We start from the raw sequence: 15201 nt of genomic DNA, 5'->3' as shown, positions 1-15201 counted from the left end.
TAAAAAAGGGGCGAACTCACAGGTCCGAGCCCCGTGGACCGGGGCAAGCCGGGTTCCAAGATGCACGTCCTGTCGGACGCGAACGGACTGCCCCTTCTCGTCGGTCTCTCAGCGGCCAACACCCATGACAGCCTCGGGCTGAAGCCCATGGTCATGGGTCACCAAACGAGACACGACCCCCACCGCGGCCGCTACTTCAAGCCCCAGCGCCTCCACGCAGACAAAGCCTACGACGTACCTCACCTGCGGAAATGGCTCTGGGGCAAGCACATCGGCGTGCGCATCGCCCGCAAGGGAGTCGAGTCCAGCGAACGCTTAGGGCGCCGACGATGGGTCATCGAGCGCACCATGTCCTGGCTGACCGGATACCGCAGACTCAACCACCGCTACGAACGCCAACCCCGCAACTACCTGGCCTTTCTCGGCCTCGCCGCCGCCCTCTGCTGCTACAAACGACTCCTCCGACTCACCACATAGGACACGGTCTTATTGCAGCTGCGCCCGGTCCGGACATTTCTACGGACGCGGCCGCTGTTCTTCTCAGCCAGCCCACCGCACAGACCCGCAGACTTCTGGCCGATCTGGCCCGCGCCCACCTTCTCCTGCCATCGCCAACAGATCATGAACGGTGGGCAATGCACGACCTAATCCGCCTATTTGCTGACGAACACGGCGCGAATCATGCCGAGGAAGACCAGCGCGATACGGCAGTGACATCCCTCATGAGTCACTACTGCACCACCGCTGAGGCCGCCGACACACATCTCCAGAGCGAACCCGACCTGCCTATCTCAGAGCTCTTCCCAGACAGGGAGAGCGCCCTGAGGTGGCTGGATAGAGAACGAACAAGCCTCACTGCAACAGTTGCCGCGACGCACACGTACGATTTCCCCGCAGCAGCCAGCCTCGCCCCAACCCTGTACAGGTTCCTAGACCTCCGGCGCCACTACGCTGACATGCATACGGTCAACAGCGTCGCGTTGAGTGCCTGCCGGGAAAGCGGCGACCGACGAGGGGAAGCTAGGGCTTTGAACGCCATCGGCGTAGCCCATCGGATGTCGGGACGGCACCAGGGGGCGATCGATGCCCACACCACGAGTGCCGATATCTGCGGAGAACTCAGTGACCGGCGTGGTGAGGCCGCAGCCATGAACAACCTGGGAAGCGCCCTGCACCTAGCTGGGCGCCTCGAGGAGGCTATCGATGCCCACACCACTGCATTCAACCTCTTCAAGGAAATCGGCAACCGCGTCGGCGAAGGAGAGGCCCTAAGTAATCGCGGGGGCACCTTGGCGGACATGGAACGGGTCGCGGAGGCGATCGACGACCATAGGAACGCTGTCGATGTGTTCCACGAGATCGGCGACCGTCACAGCGAAGGCCAAGCCCTTGCCGTTCTCGGAGATGACCTGCAGGAAGTCGGGCGCCACGAAGAGGCAATCGATGCCTACACAATTGCCGCCAGACTACTCCAGGAGACCAACGATAGTATCCTTCAATCGGAGGTACGGAGAGATCTCGGCATCTCCTTGCAGAGCCTTGGGCGCTTCGAGGAGGCGATCCTGAATCACACCACCGCAGCAAACCTCTTTGAGGAAATGGGGAAACGCACACCTAAGGGTATCGAACTCGTCAATCTCGGGATCGCCTTGGAGAACATTGGGCGCCTTGAGTCGGCAATCCAGACTTACGCGACTGCTGCCAGTATCTTCGCAGATATCAAAGACCCTACCCACGAGGCCGTGGCATTGAAAAGCCTCGGGAGTTGCCTGCAAAAAGTGGGACGCCACGAAGAAGCCTTAGCAGCACTCAGTCAGTCTATCGAACTCGCTCCCGCCAGCGCCGGGAAGGTCGCCGGACGCGGCCTGTACTACTACTCCATGGGTCAGTACGATAAGGCCCTGACTGACCTCAATCACGCAATCAACCTCGCTCCCGAAGCAGCTTGGATTCTTGAGGTTCGCGGCCATCTCCATCGCCTCACAGGCCAGCACGATCACGCCATTGCCGACCTCAACCGCGCAATCAGCCTCGATCCTCAGGACCCTGGTTCTATTTTCACCAATCGTGGTGTCGTCTTCCGCGTAACAGGCCGGCACCAGGAAGCCATAGCCGATTTCAATCGCGCCCTGGAAATTGACCAAAACGACGGCTGGACTCATTACGAGAAGGCGGTTGCGCTGCGTTCCCTGGGAAATGCAGACAGTGAAGAACATCTCGCACGCGCCATTGAACTCCTCACCGCTCATTGCAATAATTCACGACCTGCCATAGAGACAATCGGCAATCTATTTCTGACTCACTGCGTTATGTCGAATTGGGCAGAAGCGGGGCGGTACCTGATTGCCTTCATCAGCGGCAGCACAACGCCTGGTGAAATTATCGAACTGCGTATCGTCATGGACACTCTGATTCAAGTTGTAGATTCCAGAGAGCGTCTGCAGAGGTTTCGCCACCAGCTCGAGACTGCACTCGAGCTCCGATAAAGAGGAGACTCTGCGGACCTGTCTGTTCAGGGCTTCGGCGTAGTCGGACCTCGTCCTTTTTGATCACGTGAGGCCGAGATAGGTGAGGGTGCGGGTTTGGTCCCGGGCTGCCCGGCGGAGGCCAGCGGCGATGTTGCGAACGCCGGTGAGACGGAGGGCTCCGATCGCGAGGTTTCTGTACGTCGCCATCGCCTGGGGTGCCCCCGGTCCGCAACTGGGAGGCGTCCTCGGCGAAGGTGACGTCTCTGACGTGGTGCAGGGCCTCGACCGTCCAGTGCCCGCGGATCAGTTGGGCCAGCCGGGCGGGCGGGGCCTGTTCCGCGACGAGGCTGGTAACCGCGTAGACGGTCTTGAGGCTGATCTTCCCCGTCGTGTGATTCACGCGGCGACGGACGATCTGGACGGCCTGACGGGCGCCGGGGAAGAGCAGGTTGTTCACTGTGCAGACCTTCAGCCTGCGGATCTCACAGCGTCCGTGCCCGGTCGTGCGGATGCGGTCCTGGAGCGGAATCTGCTTCCAGGGAAGGGATTTGAGCTGCGCGCGTAGCTTCTTCGAGTTGCGCTTCACGATCACGATGTAGTGGGCGTCCCGCCCGCGCAGGTAGGTGGCGTGGTCGGTTTGAGTGTGCAGGGCATCGCTGGTCACGACGGTGCCGGACAGGTCGGGCAGCGTATCCAGCAGAGGTCGGAACCGAGTGATCTCGTTGGTCTTCTCACCGACGTCCATCTGCGCGAGGACCAGCCCGCCGACGTGGTCGCAGGCGGCCAGGAGATGGACTCTCCGGCCCTTGGCGCGGGCGGCGCCCCGCAGCGACTTCCCGTCGACGGCCAGCGCTCGCAATCCGCCCGCGTCCTGCTGCCGGCCGGCAAGCCAGGCCCCGACCGCCCGGTCCAGGGGCGTTCGCGTCGATTCGGGCCAGGACTCTGCGGATCGTTGTTTCCGCAGGCCAGGAGCGTTTCGGAAAGAGTGGGTCGACGCGGATACCGAGCCGCTCGAGGAGTCCTTCGGGGGTATCGGCCACCCATTCACTCACCGCCAGCAGCGACCTCGCGCCGGCGAGGACCGCGCAGGCGGTCAGGGCCAGCACCGCGGCGAGCGGATGCCGTACTCCGCGGGGATCGCGCGGATCGGGGACCTGCGCGAGGCATTCCAGCAGGTCGGGGATCTCCCTGGGGGTGGCTCCCGGACGGGGGCCGAGTTGGTTCAGGGCAGGGGGTATCAGAGATGATGCGTCGGCAGGCACGGACTTCCCAGGATCACAGAGCGTAGAGAACTCCATGATCACGGGCGTCCGTGCCTGTTCTGCACCCGACCCCGCCCAATCTGGTCATCCGTCAGGAAGCGGGCGTCAGCCGACTACGCCGAAGCCCTGACCTGTCTGTACCACCACACCAAGCAGCCCTTGCTCCCTCACCCGGCTCCAAGGCAGCAGGGTGTGCCGGAGCTCTGCCTCAGCTTGATCGTTGACCTGTGCGTCCGTAAGAAGGCGTTGTCGTACCGAGAGGTTCGGTTGCGGGTCGAACTTGGGTGCCGGGTTGGGTGATCGGCTCGTGGCCGGGGAATGAAAGCAGGGCCTCCCGAACAGCTCATGGGTGTTGAAGTCCATTCGAGCGTCAGGAGGCCCTGTGCCTCAGTCTTGCGTGCCGGTGTTGGTGGAGTCCAACCCGGGTACTCCGTCGTGTGACTGTCTCGCCCATGTGTACGGCAGCGCCGCCGACCATGGTGAGCGAGCGCGTCATTACCCCTCGGACATGACGGACCGGGAGTGGGCCGAGGTCTGTGCCGCGATGCCGGTTCCTGGCTGGCTGGAGGGCCGTGGCGGGCAGCCGGAAAGCTACTGCCACCGGCAGATGGTCGACGCGATCCGCTTCCTCGTCGACAACGGCATCAAGTGGCGGGCGATGCCCGTGGACTTTCCTGCCTGGGACCGGGTTTACGCGTTCTTCCGCCGCTGGCGGGACAAGGGCCTGGTCAAAGAGTTCCACGAGCGACTGCGCAGTAAGGCCCGCGAGGCGGCCGGCCGGGATCCGGAGCCGACTGCGGGCATCATCGATGCCCAGTCGGTCAAGGCCGCCGCGTCCGTGCCCGCCTCCTCACGCGGTTTCGACGGCGGGAAGAAGATCAACGGCCGCAAGCGGCACATCGTGGTCGACACGACAGGGCTGCTGCTGACGGTCATGGTCACCGCGGCGAACGTGACCGACCGGGAAGCGGCCCAGATTCTGCTGGCCCGGCTGGCGACACGGTTCTTCCTGCTGAGACTGGTCTGGGCTGACGGCGGCTACACCGGGCCCCTGGTCGACTTCGCCGCGAAGGTGTTGCGTCTGACGCTCACGGTCGTCAAACGCAATACGGATGTTTCGGGCTTTGTGGTGCTGCCCCGCAGGTGGGTGGTGGAGCGGACGTTCGGGTGGCTGATGCGTTCGCGCCGTCTGGTCCGCGACTACGAGAGGCGGACCGAGACGGCCGAGGCGATGGTGCTGTGGTCGATGACCATGGTCATGAGCCGTCGGCTCGCGAAGCGGCGACGCTGAAGGAGCCCGGAGTGTTCTCGACGAGCCAGCCCCGCGCGGCCAGGCGCTTCGCCTTCGACCGGACCCCTTCGATCTTCGCCGGGACCAGTTCGAGGTCCAGCGCGTTGGCGAGTTGCCGGCAGATCGCCGGCCCTTCACCGGACCGCTCACGCTCGGCCAGGACGTGCATGATCCGCTGATAGTCCGGCGACAGCACCGTCATGCCAAGCCCCGCCCGCCGCACCGGAACCACCGAACGGGGCACCACCCCAGCCGCCGCCGGTTCCGGCTCGATCGGCCGGGCGTCTGCGGAACCTTCCACGTCCTTGGCCTCGGGGGACTCCGACAGCACCTGGCTCACCGTCTCCTTCGCGATCACCAGGCGATCGCGCGCGGCTTCCGCCTCCTCCAGCTCGGCAACGAGCCGGTCCAGCTCGCCCCGCAGCGACTCCACCCGCTGCCGGGCAGCGACCTCCCGATCCTCGAGCAACCCCAGCACAGACGGCATCCGGCACCTCCACCGAAGAGAAATCACGCCGCGTCATCTCTACTGCAGAAGAAGCCACTTCACACCTGACCAGCGGAAACCCGGCTATCACAGCCGGAAAGACAACAGCTTCTGAGGCCACGAAACAGCCCCGCCCATACCTGCCCGCTCCCGGCGCGGTCAACATTGCTGCCCAACCGCCCTGCCCCGCCGCAAAGCAGCACCCCATCAAGGCGACGCATTCCCTGGCAGATCACCCCTGAGAACACCGCAACCGGGCCCTCAACCTGGGACGCCCCTGTCTGACCTACTTTTCGGCAGCGGGCCCACCGGAGGCAGGCGCAGCGGTAGCCGGGGTGTAGTACACGGAGCGGCCCTGCTTGGAGCGCTCCAAGAGGCCGCGGGCAACGCCTTGTTCCAGGGCGTTGCGTACGACAGCGGCCTGTACGTTTCGCTCAGGATGCGCCTCGGTCAGTGCAGCGGATACCTCCGCGGCGGACTTCGGCTCGCTCTGGGCGGAGAGGTAACTGCCGGCCAGCGCAGCCCAGGTCTTGTCGCCCGCGCCCTTGGCCAGAGCGGACTTCTCCGCACGAGCCTTGGAGTCGGCCTTCTTCGCAGGCTTCGCCTTACGCGACACCTGCTGTCCCGTTGCGCTCTTCCCCCGGCGTGCCGCGGGCACTGACGCCTTCTTCTTCACTCCCTTGCCCTGCCCCGTGACGGGAGCACCAGCGTCAGCCAGCACGACTTGCACTTTCACCAGGACCTGCTCGCTCTCTTCGAGCTGGCGGAGCTCGGCCTGCAAGCGCGACAGCTCGGCGCGCACTCGCTCCTGCTCGCTCCGGGTGACCGCGAGGTCTTCCGTGACCTTCTGCGCGTAACCTGCGGTGACTGCAGAGGGTGCTGCAACTTCGGACATGAAGCCCTCATTTTTCCGACTATGAATGGGAGTGGGGCCCTGATGCTACTCACACACTGTTGCCACAACCTCCCCCGCGTTGTCTCCGGGAGCCATCAAACACACCTGCGTCGCTGACACCGAACGAAGGAATCGTTGCGCATCCGCGTACTTCTCAGCGAGGGAGTGCAGCAGCACCCGCCACGACGGGGTGCGGCCCTTGCCGCAAGCAGCCGACTGGAAAGCCCGGGTGCGATATCGCTGTGGCTGGGGTGCCAACGAGCGTTCAGTGAACCCAGAATTTGATCTCGGCGACATCCATCACGACGGCTCACGGTGGCGTTGGCGCGTTGGGCGAACAGGGCAGAGCCCGAAGCCGACTGGCGCAACGACTTCCCTCTGTCACGGCCCGTCACCAGCGAGTAGTTTTGGTGAGGAGAGAGACCACTGGACGTCGCCGGAGACGGCCTCGAAAGTCCATGACTGCAAGAGGTGTGTGTCGACCATCAGATCGAGTACCTGGGGCAGACGGGGCAGAGCTAGACCGCACAAGCGGCCGAGCGTGTCCCGATCGACGGCGCCGCGAGCAGAGCCGGCGGTGAGGTGCGCGCTGAGCACGAGTGCGAGCAGTCTGGGCGGCATGCCGAGCGAACGGAACTGACGCGCTCCGCAGACGCGCAGCGCCCAACCAGCTGCCCTGGCCCGGCTCTGTCGCCCCGGCGCCTGCGTGCGTACGGTGGGATCCAGTAGCCGCGCGGCAAATCCCTGCCTCCCGCTGTCCGGCCGTACGCCTTGCAGACGCAGCCAGCCTGCCCCCTCCAGCGCTAGATGCGGGGCCCCGTCCGCGTCCAGGTCCAATCGCATGCCGCGCACCAGGCCGGTGGGGATGCGTACGTCGCCACCACCGGTCGAGCGCAGAGCGCATTGCAACGCGACCAAGCGGGTACCCGCAGACGCCCCAGCGGGGAGGGCGACAGAGAGATAGCTGAGCATCTCGCGCACCCGAACCTCTTCAGCGAGCCCGCTCAACGTCCTACGGCGCGAGGTGGGGAAAACGGGCGGCGCAGTGTGCAATGCCGTGTCTGGAACGACCGCCGCGTGTTCGGTGGCCGCCGCGCACGCGGCACAGACATCGGCGAGGCGCCATAGACGACCGCCGCGCTCCCAGGCCAGGACAAGCAGGATGCGCCCCGCGCATCCGCGATGCCTCGGATGCCACCTGCAGCCACACGCGTGACACTGGCAGATGCGAAGGTGCGCGGGCAGTGCGTCGCGGCGCGCATGCTGGGCCAGGTGCGTCATCGCCTCCTGCGCCAAAGCGCGTACGGGCGCGGTGCCGGACGAAGGGCAGCTTGAGCAGACGAGAGCGGGGCCGCCGCGCTCGGGGCGTAGTTCCACCATCCAGGTGCGTTGCGCTGGCTGCGTCGTGCACTGCCTCATGGGGTGCGTCTTCCTCCGGTCTTCCTCGCCGTCATGCCAACGGATTCATGCACCCTGCGGGGGCGGGGCGAGTGAGCGCACCGTAGTGCAGACCTCTGCCTTGTGCAGGGTCGTGGCGGCCTGCGAAATAGGGCAGAAGTCTGCACTGACAGGGCAGGGGTCTGCACCTTCGGATGGTGAGGTGACGATCTTCCCGCCCGACCCGAACCTCACCGCCCTCCGGCTGGAGCTGGCACGGCTGAGGAGCGAGCACGGCTGGACCTACGACGAACTCGCCGACCGTACCGGCCTGGCCAGGCGCACACTCATCGAAATCGAGCAGGGCCGCACCATCGGATCACTCAAGACCTGGCACGCCATCGCCCACGCCTTCGACGTGCCCGTTGACCACTTCTTCGCCCGCCTCTGCGAAGGCCATCAGCCGCCAGCCGCACCCACCCCCTGACCCCTGGTCCCAGGCCCGGGAAATCACCCGATCCAGTCTCCGACGGGCACGCGTGTACGAGAATCCGTGCGGATGTTCAGCGATCTTGAGCCATTCGCAGGACTCCACGGCACGTTCCCCACGATTTCGGCGTGTCACCTGCCACCTTCACCGCCATGTGCTCCGACACGACCGCACCCGGCCGCCGATGGGACGGAACCCCCGACCGCCCCCCACGCGTACGCGCATTGCGCGTCGCCCCCGATAGCCCTACACGCCTGGTCCGCAGTGCCCAGCCCGGCCGCTGCCGCGACTGCGGCAACCGCATCGACTGGTTCCCGCACGCGGACACCAAGGGCGACGGCCGCTTCGTCAGCCTCCACCCGCAAGAACTCCCCGCCGCTGCCGCCCCCGCCGCAATCCGCTGGCACGTCAGCTCCGGCGCCGCTCACCCCGCCCACGACGGCACCCCTTGGTGCCGCATCCCACACGCAGCCCTGTGCCCCGCACGCCGCGGCCCAGCAGCCCCCACACCGCAGATCACCGCGCTGCGCCGCCACCTCGCTCTGCACACCCGCCGACTGATCGACAAAGGCTCCTTCACCACCCCGGACACCACACCCACAGCCGCGCCAAACCCCGCCGCCGAACCCTGCCGCCCGGCCCGGCCAGTCGTACACCTTCTATGCGTCCGCTACCTGGCCACGCGCCCTCTCGACGCCGTCCAGTGCGTTTCGCAGACCCGCCAACGACGGCGCTGCACCCACCCGATTCTTGACCTCAGAGCCCCGGCCGGAACCTGGACACTGATGCCGGCCACCACCCCCAGCGGCCGACAATGCGCCCTTCCGGCAGGGGTGATAGCCGTCTACGACCTCACCCATCTGCCCTACGCCGAGCAACTGCGATGGCGCCACCAGCGCTGCCTCGACCACACCGGCTCCGGCGCCGCGGACCTTGCCCTTGCCGAATGGGAGCCCTTCGACCCGCTGCTGCACCACCAGCACATCCGCCCCCGCCTGCCCACCAGCACCCGCAACCGGCTGCTCCGCGGGAGCTGAGCCATCCCGCTTGCCCCCTCCGCACCTTTTCAGGACCGGCCCCGCCCATCAACGAGCACGACCCCGCCCGCGCACGACCTCATCGCGCGCGACCCGCCCGGGCACCCCACCACGCCACCGACCCCACCACGCCCCTGATCAATGGAGACCCTCCGGTGCTGACCCTCACCGATGAACAGACCGCCGCCGCCGACCGCTTCCACGACGGCGATCACCTCGCCCTCCAAGCAGGTGCAGGCACCGGCAAGACCAGCACCCTGGCACTCCTCGCCCACAGCACCAACCGCACCGGCCGATACCTCGCCTACAACAAAGCCATCGCCCAGGACGCCACCGCCCGCTTCCCTGCCACCGTCACCTGCAAAACCGCCCACGCCCTCGCCTACGCCGCCATCGGCCACCGCTACCGCACCCGCCTGAACGCCCCCCGCCAACCCAGCTGGAAGGCCGGACACGACCTCGGCATCACCAAAACCATCCGCATCGGCGACCGAGACCTCTCACCCCGCGCCCTGTCCTACGCCACCCTGCGCACCGTCACCCGCTTCTGCCACTCCGCAGACCCAACCCTCGCCGACCACCACGTCCCACCGCTGCGCAGCCTCGAAGGCGCGCAGAGCGAACTGACCGCGGTCGTCATGCCGTTCGCCCGCAAAGCATGGTCAGACCTTCAAAACCCCGACGCCGGCGCGGTCCGCTTCGATCACGACCACTACCTCAAAATCTGGGCACTGACCGAACCTAAAATCCTCTCGGACTTCCTCCTCCTCGACGAAGCCCAGGACACCAACCCCGTCGTCGAGCAGATCTTCAACGCCCAACGCGACCACGCCCAGCTCGTCATGGTCGGAGACTCCGCCCAGGCCATCTACGGGTGGCGCGGCGCCCGCGACGTCATGACCACATTCCCCGGCACACGCCTCACCCTGTCCAAGTCCTTCCGCTTCGGCCCGCACCTCGCCACCGAAGCCAACCGCTGGCTCGCCATCGCCGACGCACCCCTGCGCCTGGCAGGCACCGATACCATCACCACCACCCTCGGCCCATCCGAACAACCCGACGCCATCCTGTGCCGCACCAACGTCGGAGCCATGCGTGAAGTCATGCAACTCCTCGAAGCAGAACACCGGGTAGCCCTGACCGGGGGAGGAGAAACCCTGCGAGCACTCGCCCGCGCCGCCGACGACCTCAGAGCGGGCCGACGCACCTCCCACCCCGAGCTCCTCCTCTTCCCCACATGGGGCGACCTGCAGGACTACGCAGGAAACGACCCTGCCGGAAGAGACCTCCAGCCGCTCGTCGACCTGGTCGACACCCACGGCACCGACGCCATTCTCAGTGCCGTCCACCACCTCGACAACGAGGACACCGCCGACGTCACCGTCTCGACCGCCCACAAAGCCAAAGGCCGTCAATGGGGGAGCGTCAGAATCGCAGACGACTTCACTCCACCCCGAGACAGCGACGAGAAGGACAGCAACGGCCGGCCCATCCCCGGCCCCATCGACGAAGCCGAAGCCCGACTCGCCTACGTAGCAGTCACCCGCGCCCGCCACCAACTCGACCTCGGCGGACTGTCATGGGTCAACAATCGCCCCGACGGAACCCCCACCGCATGACCAGCTGCCACGCACTCGGACACCGGGCCGGGCTCGTCCGGCGACAGGACGGCTCCCCGCCAGAACCGAACCGCTGGATGGAGGGAGATGGGATCGCTCGGACTGTGTACGTGGACAGCTCCAATGCGTGGAACGCACCGACCACTCACGGCTCCGCAACTCTGGTTCGTTGCTGTCAAAGCGGCGAAGACCGGTGGTACTTGCCGCCAGGTGCAGCCCGAGGTAGCGACGAAGATGACCGCAGCCAGCACAGCGCGATCGTCGCACCTCCGGTGTCGCGACGCTGGAGGTGAGCGGGGCCGGGAATGGGCCCGTGTGAAGATCGCTGACGACTTCACCCCGCCGAAGGACAGCGATCAGCACGATGACACCGGCCATGCTGTGCCCGGCCCGATCGACGACGGCGAGGCCCGCCTGGCCTACGTCGCCGTCACCCGGACCCGCCGCCGGCTCGACATCGGCGGCCTGTCCTGGATCCACGACCATCCCGGTGGATCACCTGGAACGCCCGTGCATAGCGAGCCGCGTGCCCGCCTTGCCCCTGCGGCGGAGCGAGCACCCGTTCCTTCGGTCGCATCCAGGGCAGAACCCTGCCCCGAGCCGGGATGACGAGCGCCGAACAGGCCCGTCGGCATGTTTGTATCTGTGGGATGGACGTCCCCGTCGCCATCACTGCTCCGCCTGCGGGGAGAAGGTCGAAGACGCGGATCTCACCGAGGCAATGCTTGTGCCCGGGTGGGACGTGCAAGGGCGGCTGAACCTGGTGGCCGAGGCGTGACGGCGCCGGCGCCGTTCCAGCACCTGGCCGCCCACGTGAGGCGGGCGGCTGCGACCGCGCGGCGGGCCCGGGGCAAGGGGCCGGCCCAGGCGCTAGCGAGACGCTGCGCGTGGTCGATGATCCACGTCAGACTCTGGTGGTCTATTCCGCCGAGTCCGGCAGTTCCTCGGCAGACGCCCTCCGTCTGCTTCTGGACTGGATGTCCGATTCCCCGCACGACGCGGCGAGTTCCTGAAAAGCGTCAAGCCCACGGCCCGGGAACTTGGCATCGGCTTCGCGTCCTGCTCACCGCTGGGCCAGGGATTCCTGACCGGAACCGTCACCGACCTGAAGGCCTTCGACGCGGACGATTTCCGCCGCCCCCTGCCCCGGTTTGCCGGCGATGTCTCCGGGACCAGCAAGCCCATCGTCGAGGTGGTGCGCGCGATCGCCGACCGCAAGGGCGTCACTCCGGGACAGCCGGCGCTCGCCCGGTCCTCGCCCACGAAGGAGGAGATCGTCACGCTCCCCGGCACCAAGAGGGTCGCCGCCCAGGAGGAGAACGGGGCCGCGGCGGACGTCCGGCTGACGGACTCCGAACCCGCCGAGCCCCAGGAGTCCCTGCCCGAGGTCGTGGGGGACAGGTACGAGCTCTACTGGATGGCCACCATCGACCAGTGACCCGACGCCGGAAGACTACCGGCCGGAGTTTCAAGGCGGACGCGCTCGCCAAAACCCCGGGTCAAGCCCCGTACTGAGAGGAAGCCCAGCGGGATCCGGTGACAGCGTTATATCGCGGTAGCCATGAAGAGCGCTGCGGTGTCGCTCAAGGTCTTCACGGTTCGGCCGTTTAGACAAAGAAGACGCTCGGTTTGGCCTCCAAACTGTTATGCGTGGCACTATGGACACGTGATTGCCCGGCAGGACCCCACGACCCTCAACGGGAGACCGTGCTCCGTCGCGGCCTCTCTGCAGCTGATCGGCGATCGCTGGTCCATGCTCGTGGTGCGCGAGGTCGTTTTCGGTAACCACCAGTTCAGTCAGATCGCTCGCAATACCGGAGCACCGCGGGACCGGTTGTCGGTCCGGCTTCGCGGTCTCGTGGACGCCGGTGTTCTCGAGCGCCGCCCCGTGAGCGAAGGCAGCCGCCATGAGGGGTACTACCTCACAGAGGCCGGCGAAGACCTCCGCCACGTTCTGCGAGCACTGCTCGCCTGGGGCAATAAGTGGGCGGTGACGACACCACCGATGCACCTGGTTCACCATGATCATCCGCTGGAGATGGAGAGCCACTGCTCCACGTGTGGCGAGAACGTCAAAGACGTTGATCTCATCGAGGAAATGATCGCACCAGGTTGGGACATGCGCGGGCGGTTGTAGGCAGGGCAGGCAGGACAGTCACCGGATCTGTGGCATTTCGTCAGCTGCAAGGCATGGCGAGGCCCCGGCGGCCCTGACAGCGGGCCGGGCCGAGGCCGACTGGCACGGTGGAGCCCGCGCTGTACGCTGAAATCGAGCGATCGCCCCAGCGCCAGGAGCTGAACGGTATGGACCCCGAGTTGTCCGAACCCGGTCGGCCGACCGATACGCCCTGCACCCCAGACCGTGACGATGTACTGGTGGAAGTCGCGCGGCGCACCTTGCGTTCCCTGGGGGCTTCCTCGGTGGCTGTATACCTTCCTGTGGCTGGGGATCCGATGCTGGGGGCAGCGGTTGCGGCTGTCGAACCGCTCGGCCTCGGCCTGATGGAGCGCGTTCCCATAGACGACGATGTCGTCCCGTCGGCTGAGGTCTACCGGACCGGCAAGCCCAGGGTCGCGCACCGCACTCCGTCGAGGTGCTTGGTAAGCATCCGGAGTTTGCCGCCTTCGCCCCCTACCCCCTCACCATTGCGTCAGCGCCCTTGGAGGCGGAGGGTAAACGCTTCGGCACCATCAGTGCATTTTGGCCAGGGATCTTCCGGCGGATCAGTGCCACTGACCTGAATCGACTGGTCTCTCTGCCGGCCGAGACGCTGCCGGAGAGCTGCTCGCCCCGGCGGCGGCCGGCGCGTCGATGCGAGCCGGTGACCTGCCGGTGGTCGCTTCCCTGAGCGACCCGCGCAGCATCGGCGCCGAGGACGCCATCCTCGAGGCGGAGGCAACAGCTTTCCTCTACCACACCCAGCAACTGGCCCTGCGGCTCCCCATGACGCTCAGCCTTGAGGACGTTGTCCAAGAAGTGATCCGGCGGGTCGAGGCCGGACTCAAAGCTCGGGCGATCGCTGTCACCACCACGGAGAGCGGCCGACTGGGTGTGATGGGCTCCTCGAACTGCTCACAATCGTTCCTCCGGCACTTGCAAGAATCCGTGCCCCGCATCGGCATGCCCGAAGAACGGTCCATGGCCGAGAAGCGGCAGATCTTCGTTCACCCCAAAGATCCGGAGGCACAGGAGCGAGTCGAACCGGCGGCGGCTCCTGTTACCGAAGAACATGCCTGGGTGGTAAGCCCTTTGCGTGCGGGTCCGCGCGTGTTCGGCACGCTCTCGGTCGGGTTCATGGCCGATGGTCGCCGCTTCGCGGCTGAGCAGGCTGCTCTGAGTGCGTGAGAGTGTCAGCCCTGCATGTGAGGTGAGTCGGCCCTCGGGATCAGAACCAAAGCCGATCGCGCCGTCCGCAGGAGCGTTTCCTCGCCGACGCCCGCCTTGGCCATGGAATCGATGCCCCTGATGACGCTGAGCAGCAGATACCCCAGAGCCGTGGGATCGACGTGGTCGGCTACTTCCCCTGCATCCTGGGCATCGCATATCGCGGCCGCGAGGGCGCCGGCGAGATCGCCGAACGCGCGACGAGCCGTCTGTGCCACCTTCTCGTCCTCGCCGGCACGGTCTGCGGTGACCTTGCTGAGAAAGCATCCCCGGCGGGGTGACTCGGCTGCGAACGCGTCGGCGAGTGAGACGAGGTAATGCTCGAGTCGCGCCATCGGTGACGGGAGCACCGCTTGCGGGCCCCCCTGCAACTGTTGGCGGGCCTGAGTGACGAGATCCTGGCAGTAGTCGGAGAAGACGCGCGCATAAAGGGCGTCCTTGTTGCCGAACGCCTGGTAGATGCTGCCCTTGCCCAGGCCGGTCGCTTCCATGAGGTCATAGGTGGACGTGCCGACAAATCCAGCCGTCCAGAACTGCTCACGAACGACATCGAGCACGGTGGCCTCGTCGAAGCCTCGCTTTCGTCCCATGCCCCTATGGTATGCCATTGTGGTCCATTTAGACCACAATAATTGGTGGCACCTCCGGGGCCGCCCTCGGGGGGGCCCGCACGCTCAGGTGGCCCGGCAGCTGCGCGCCCTCCGGGCTGATACAGGTGCGGGAACGCCGGGGCGGTGATCCCCGAGCCCACCGGGGACCGGCGTCAGGTGCAGCGGCACTGCAGGCGACGGCATCGCAAGCCGGACCGTTGGTGCGTGGTCCAGCGGTGCCGCCGAGCCGTTGGCTCGAGGCGGCGCCTCTGCGGGCGATCCGGGGTGTGCCACGACCGT

The 15201-nt window shown here is 66.4% G+C and carries 12 protein-coding genes and 5 pseudogenes; 11 read left to right on the top strand and 6 right to left on the bottom strand.

Annotation, left to right across the window (positions count from 1 at the left end; translation table 11 throughout):
* Positions 1 to 9: 9 nt before the first annotated feature.
* A pseudogene (locus tag ABZ454_RS36425) lies at positions 10 to 477 on the top strand (IS5 family transposase); the annotation flags it as partial.
* A gap of 551 nt (positions 478 to 1028) precedes the next feature.
* On the top strand, positions 1029 to 2486 hold the full coding sequence (locus ABZ454_RS36420; protein WP_359543786.1) for a tetratricopeptide repeat protein: 1458 nt from the start codon (positions 1029 to 1031) through the stop codon (positions 2484 to 2486).
* Here the strand turns inward: ABZ454_RS36420 and ABZ454_RS36415 are convergent.
* Positions 2398 to 3327, bottom strand: a complete 930-nt coding sequence (locus ABZ454_RS36415; protein WP_359543785.1) for an ISAs1 family transposase — start codon at positions 3325 to 3327, stop codon at positions 2398 to 2400. The genes ABZ454_RS36420 and ABZ454_RS36415 overlap by 89 nt on opposite strands.
* Before the next feature lie 118 nt (positions 3328 to 3445).
* Positions 3446 to 3766, bottom strand: a pseudogene (locus ABZ454_RS36410) (transposase family protein); the annotation flags it as partial.
* A 472-nt stretch (positions 3767 to 4238) separates the two neighbouring features.
* On the opposite strand from ABZ454_RS36410, the gene ABZ454_RS36405 reads away from it, so the two are divergent.
* Entirely contained in the window at positions 4239 to 5021 is a 783-nt protein-coding gene (locus ABZ454_RS36405) for an IS5 family transposase (RefSeq protein WP_359543784.1), read from the top strand.
* Here ABZ454_RS36405 and ABZ454_RS36400 read toward each other — a convergent pair.
* On the bottom strand, positions 4987 to 5508 hold the full coding sequence (locus ABZ454_RS36400) for a hypothetical protein (RefSeq protein WP_359543783.1): 522 nt from the start codon (positions 5506 to 5508) through the stop codon (positions 4987 to 4989). The genes ABZ454_RS36405 and ABZ454_RS36400 overlap by 35 nt on opposite strands.
* Positions 5509 to 5794: 286 nt before the next feature.
* A complete protein-coding gene (locus ABZ454_RS36395) occupies positions 5795 to 6403 on the bottom strand; it encodes a hypothetical protein (protein ID WP_359543782.1) in 609 nt (202 codons plus the stop codon).
* 1600 nt (positions 6404 to 8003) lie between these two features.
* Between ABZ454_RS36395 and ABZ454_RS36390 the strand changes: the two genes are divergently transcribed.
* The 4 genes and pseudogenes from ABZ454_RS36390 (at position 8004) to ABZ454_RS36375 (ending at position 10926) form a co-directional block, all read left to right on the top strand.
* A complete protein-coding gene (locus ABZ454_RS36390) occupies positions 8004 to 8267 on the top strand; it encodes a helix-turn-helix transcriptional regulator (RefSeq protein ID WP_359543781.1) in 264 nt (87 codons plus the stop codon).
* 155 nt (positions 8268 to 8422) lie between these two features.
* A pseudogene (locus ABZ454_RS36385) lies at positions 8423 to 8824 on the top strand (DUF6083 domain-containing protein); the annotation flags it as partial.
* Positions 8825 to 9055: 231 nt separating this feature from the next.
* Positions 9056 to 9307: a hypothetical protein gene (locus ABZ454_RS36380; protein ID WP_359543790.1), complete on the top strand. Its 252-nt coding sequence runs from the start codon at positions 9056 to 9058 to the stop codon at positions 9305 to 9307.
* A gap of 158 nt (positions 9308 to 9465) precedes the next feature.
* Entirely contained in the window at positions 9466 to 10926 is a 1461-nt protein-coding gene (locus tag ABZ454_RS36375; protein ID WP_359543789.1) for a UvrD-helicase domain-containing protein, read from the top strand.
* 185 nt (positions 10927 to 11111) lie between these two features.
* Here the strand turns inward: ABZ454_RS36375 and ABZ454_RS36370 are convergent.
* Positions 11112 to 11201, bottom strand: a pseudogene (locus ABZ454_RS36370) (IS5/IS1182 family transposase); the annotation flags it as partial.
* A gap of 19 nt (positions 11202 to 11220) precedes the next feature.
* On the opposite strand from ABZ454_RS36370, the pseudogene ABZ454_RS36365 reads away from it, so the two are divergent.
* The 4 genes and pseudogenes from ABZ454_RS36365 to ABZ454_RS36350 all read left to right on the top strand — a co-directional run.
* Positions 11221 to 11535 (top strand): annotated as a pseudogene (locus tag ABZ454_RS36365) (hypothetical protein); the annotation flags it as partial.
* A gap of 364 nt (positions 11536 to 11899) precedes the next feature.
* The gene (locus ABZ454_RS36360; RefSeq protein WP_359543788.1) at positions 11900 to 12364 is read left to right on the top strand and encodes an aldo/keto reductase; all 465 of its coding nucleotides are present in this window, start codon (positions 11900 to 11902) and stop codon (positions 12362 to 12364) included.
* Between the two features lie 228 nt (positions 12365 to 12592).
* The gene (locus ABZ454_RS36355) at positions 12593 to 13063 is read left to right on the top strand and encodes a helix-turn-helix domain-containing protein (protein WP_359543780.1); all 471 of its coding nucleotides are present in this window, start codon (positions 12593 to 12595) and stop codon (positions 13061 to 13063) included.
* 696 nt (positions 13064 to 13759) lie between these two features.
* The gene (locus ABZ454_RS36350; protein ID WP_359543779.1) at positions 13760 to 14272 is read left to right on the top strand and encodes a hypothetical protein; all 513 of its coding nucleotides are present in this window, start codon (positions 13760 to 13762) and stop codon (positions 14270 to 14272) included.
* 5 nt (positions 14273 to 14277) lie between these two features.
* Here the strand turns inward: ABZ454_RS36350 and ABZ454_RS36345 are convergent, their stop codons facing one another.
* The gene (locus tag ABZ454_RS36345) at positions 14278 to 14901 is read right to left on the bottom strand and encodes a TetR/AcrR family transcriptional regulator (protein WP_359543778.1); all 624 of its coding nucleotides are present in this window, start codon (positions 14899 to 14901) and stop codon (positions 14278 to 14280) included.
* Between the last annotated feature and the right edge of the window lie 300 nt (positions 14902 to 15201).

Source organism: Streptomyces sp. NPDC005803 (genome assembly GCF_040630435.1).
Lineage (GTDB): Bacteria > Actinomycetota > Actinomycetes > Streptomycetales > Streptomycetaceae > Streptomyces.
The sequence above is the reverse complement of the archived record's forward strand: the minus strand, read 5'-3'. Positions and strand labels throughout refer to the sequence as shown.